Here is a 3,284-nt window from a genome sequence, read left to right on the forward strand (position 1 = left end):
GAAGAGAGACAGAGTGTTTTCTGAAGAAGAGTACAGGCGTAGGAATCCTCATGAGGGGTTCTGGGGTGCGTTTTACAACGTGGTTTTGGCAGTAGGATCCCCTGTTTTCTGAAAAAGACTACTGTAACCCGAATCCTGCTTGGGGTAATGTGTTATGGTCTGAAAATCCTCCTCAGAGTCAAATACTGTTTAAATAACAGGGGGTGAAACTAAACACGCCCTGATTTCTCTCGTAAGACTTTTTAAGAGAGCAGATTAAACTCTCTGGGATGTGTTATGGAGATTGTAAAAGTTGAAAATCCGATCTCCCTGAAAGAGAAGCTTCTCAAATTTGTCTTCAGGGTTTATCAGGGAACAAATGGAGCTTATCCCGCATTGGAGTGGGTGGAGAAGAAGCCCTCGCCTGACGACTTTGAGGGATTTAAGAAGGTTTATGAGCCTTTCCTTGAGTTTAGACTAAGAGACGAATTCGACGAGCTCTACCTTCTCAGGGAAGGCGAAGAGATAGTTGGCACTGTCGCCCTTGTTTACAACCTCGAAGGAAAGGAAGCATGGTGGGTGCCGGATGAAATAAAAGGCAAAAAGAAAGGGCTCATTGAGTTCTTTATGGTTCACCCGGCATATAAAGGAAGAGGTTACGGCTCAAAGCTCCTTGAATTTGCAGTTAAAAGGCTCAAAGAGCTCGGAAAAGAGGCATATGTGATAACCTTTCCTCATCTGGAGGCTTACTCATACTACCTTGGAAACGGCTTTCGGAAGGTAATGGATTACAAAGAGTTTGTGGTGCTGAAAAAAGAAGGGGAAGAAGAGCTCAGAAGTTGAAGTTAAGGAAGTATAACGTGATTAAACAGCTCAAGAAGGAAGGAAAAATAATTTCTCCCAAGAGATGTTACTACGCCCCTGCTGGGTGATTTCCGTTTACTTTATTAACCTCTTGAGATTTTATACTTCTGGTGAGTGAAAATGGAGGAAGCACTAAAACTGGCGAGCCAATTTTACGAGGACGAATACAAAGATTCGATTCTTTATGCTTCCTTGAGCAGAGAGGAAAAAGACCCAAAGCTGAAGGAGGAATTTTTGAGGTTATCCCATATGGAATCAAATCATGCAAAATTCTGGTATGAGTTTCTGGCAAAAAGGGGTAAAAAGCCCGATAAGATAAAAATAGGTAGACTCCGCTTATTTTCTGTGAAGATGCTTAGAAAGCTTTTGGGGCCGGGAACCGTTGTATCTCTGCTAGAGATGGGAGAGAATTCTGCTATTCAAAAATATTTCAGATTTTTGACAAAATATAAGCTTAGCGAGGAAGAGAGGGAAATACTCTCAAAAATAATCCTTGATGAACTTGAGCATGAGCGCTTTTTCTACGAGAGTAAGAAACGCTTCCATGTGGAAAACATCAGGGATTTTGTTCTTGGAATGAACGACGGTCTCGTAGAGCTTTTGGGGGCAGTTACGGGACTTTCGGCGGTTTACGTTCACGATCCAAAAATAGTGGGTATCAGCGGCTTGATAGTTGGTGTGGCAGGAGCGTTATCAATGGCAATCGGGGCGTTTATATCCGTCAGGTCTCAGAGGCAGGTAAATGAGAGTCTAAAAGAGAGGATGGAAGTGCTTTTTAGAGTTTCTCCTGAAAGGGCAAGGAAGGAGCTGATGGAAAAACTCCTGGAAAGCGGTATGCCTGAAGACGTTGCAAAGGAAGTCGCGGAAAAGGTATCATCCAACGAAAATGCCGTTATAAAACTTCTTGTGCAGGAGAGCAACGAAGATGAGTTCCGCTCGGCCCTTTATACCGGCTTGGCGTATTTAACCGGAGTGGCTTTTCCAGTACTGCCGTATTTCGTTGCCTCCTCTTCATTATTAGCGTTGCCGTTCTCAGTCCTTTTGGCTGGTACTGCTTTGGCGATAGTCGCGGGTACTGTTTCCATACTTTCGGGAATTTCAATAAGGAAAAAAGTCTTTGAGATGGTGTCCACTGGACTGGGAGCGGCATTCTTGAGCTATCTTTTTGGAAGGTTAATGGAGGCTATTTTCCATATTTCCGCGCTTTGATATCGGTTTTTGATTTTTCTTGATTTTATGCCCATTTGGGCTGAAAACGCATATGTACAGTACAATGGATCATAAAGAGAAAAGTTTAAAGTCTCTCGCTCTCAAAAATAGATAATTTCCATGCTTTAAGGAGGAGATAGCATATGATATGTATTGCAGGGCATGTTGGTGTGGGCCATGTTTTTAGTCATTCTGGGTTTGTTCAGGATGATTCGCAAGGATTTGCTGTAGTTGGGCACATGATTAAGGATCTATTTAAGGTACGTACGAAGATTGAAAGCGTTGATGTGGATTTAAACGCCAACGTTATAACTATAAAGACAAAAGATGGGGGCGTTGGACAGGGTTGCCCTCGCAGGGGGATCACGCCTTTTGAAGCAGAAATGTTAAAACACCTTGAAGGTGAAGAAGGCCTCTTCCCGCATTATGCAACATTGAAAGTTTTTGGAAGGTTTTATGGGCATGGAGTGTCGGAAGTGCCGGTGGCAACAGAATATGCAATTTCTACGGCCGTTATGGATACATTTGCGAAGAATATCCCCGAGTTTTATGTAGCCAGACGGGAAGACGAAATTGCTAGTGATGTAATTGGGGGCGTTAAAGTAAAAGAGCTTTCAACCGCTTTTTTATTAACAATCAACGGTTCTAAAATTGGGGTTGGCCCTGTTGAGAACTTAGAGGGTAATGTGGCATTGCCTCCTAAGAGGGGAGTAATGGAACGTCTGGGAGTTTTGAGGTCTCCTACCATAGTCGTGGAGAGTAAAGCGTACGTGCCCTCTCTGAGGGTCGATAGGGAATTGTTCCTGGTTAGGTATAACCAAGATGTGGATAATGTGACTGTGGCGAAGAGTATAATAAACAGTCTTGAAGAATTCGGAGCGGATTATCTTGAAATCCCGTCCGCATTTCCAATGGAAAAGGGGGCTATGGAAAAATCTGTCCTAGAAGTTGCAGAAAGAATAATTACTCATGCTGATAAGCTCAAAACTTTAGATAGTGCCATTGAGCGTGCTAAAATTATAGCTGAACTTGTGAAAATACTTTCGGAGGACGTGGGTGGGATAATCTTCATGGATAATAAACTGCATGATATACTGACCTCCTCCCCGCCCTGAAGGGCGAGGGTTCCAACGAGTTAACCCCTCGCCAACGGCGGAAAGGTTTGAGGGGTCTCATTTAGACCCAAGTTAAAGCGGGTCTTCGACCCCTCGGGGAGGGTCTTCCCCCCATTA

General features: G+C 43.6%; 3 protein-coding genes. All 3 read left to right on the top strand.

Annotated elements, in window-relative coordinates; genetic code table 11:
* Positions 1-276: 276 nt before the first annotated feature.
* The 3 genes from THEPK_RS01005 (at position 277) to THEPK_RS01015 (ending at position 3,167) form a co-directional block, all read left to right on the top strand.
* Positions 277-822 (top strand): GNAT family N-acetyltransferase, encoded by a 546-nt coding sequence (locus tag THEPK_RS01005; RefSeq protein WP_042697200.1) that lies wholly within the window; start codon positions 277-279, stop codon positions 820-822.
* A gap of 141 nt (positions 823-963) precedes the next feature.
* Complete coding sequence (locus THEPK_RS01010; RefSeq protein WP_042697203.1) at positions 964-2,052, top strand: VIT1/CCC1 transporter family protein; 1,089 nt, start codon at positions 964-966, stop codon at positions 2,050-2,052.
* Between the two features lie 143 nt (positions 2,053-2,195).
* On the top strand, positions 2,196-3,167 hold the full coding sequence (locus THEPK_RS01015; protein ID WP_042697205.1) for a hypothetical protein: 972 nt from the start codon (positions 2,196-2,198) through the stop codon (positions 3,165-3,167).
* The last annotated feature ends 117 nt before the right edge of the window (positions 3,168-3,284 follow it).

The organism is Thermococcus sp. PK (genome assembly GCF_000430485.1).
In the GTDB taxonomy this organism is placed as follows: domain Archaea; phylum Methanobacteriota_B; class Thermococci; order Thermococcales; family Thermococcaceae; genus Thermococcus_A; species Thermococcus_A bergensis.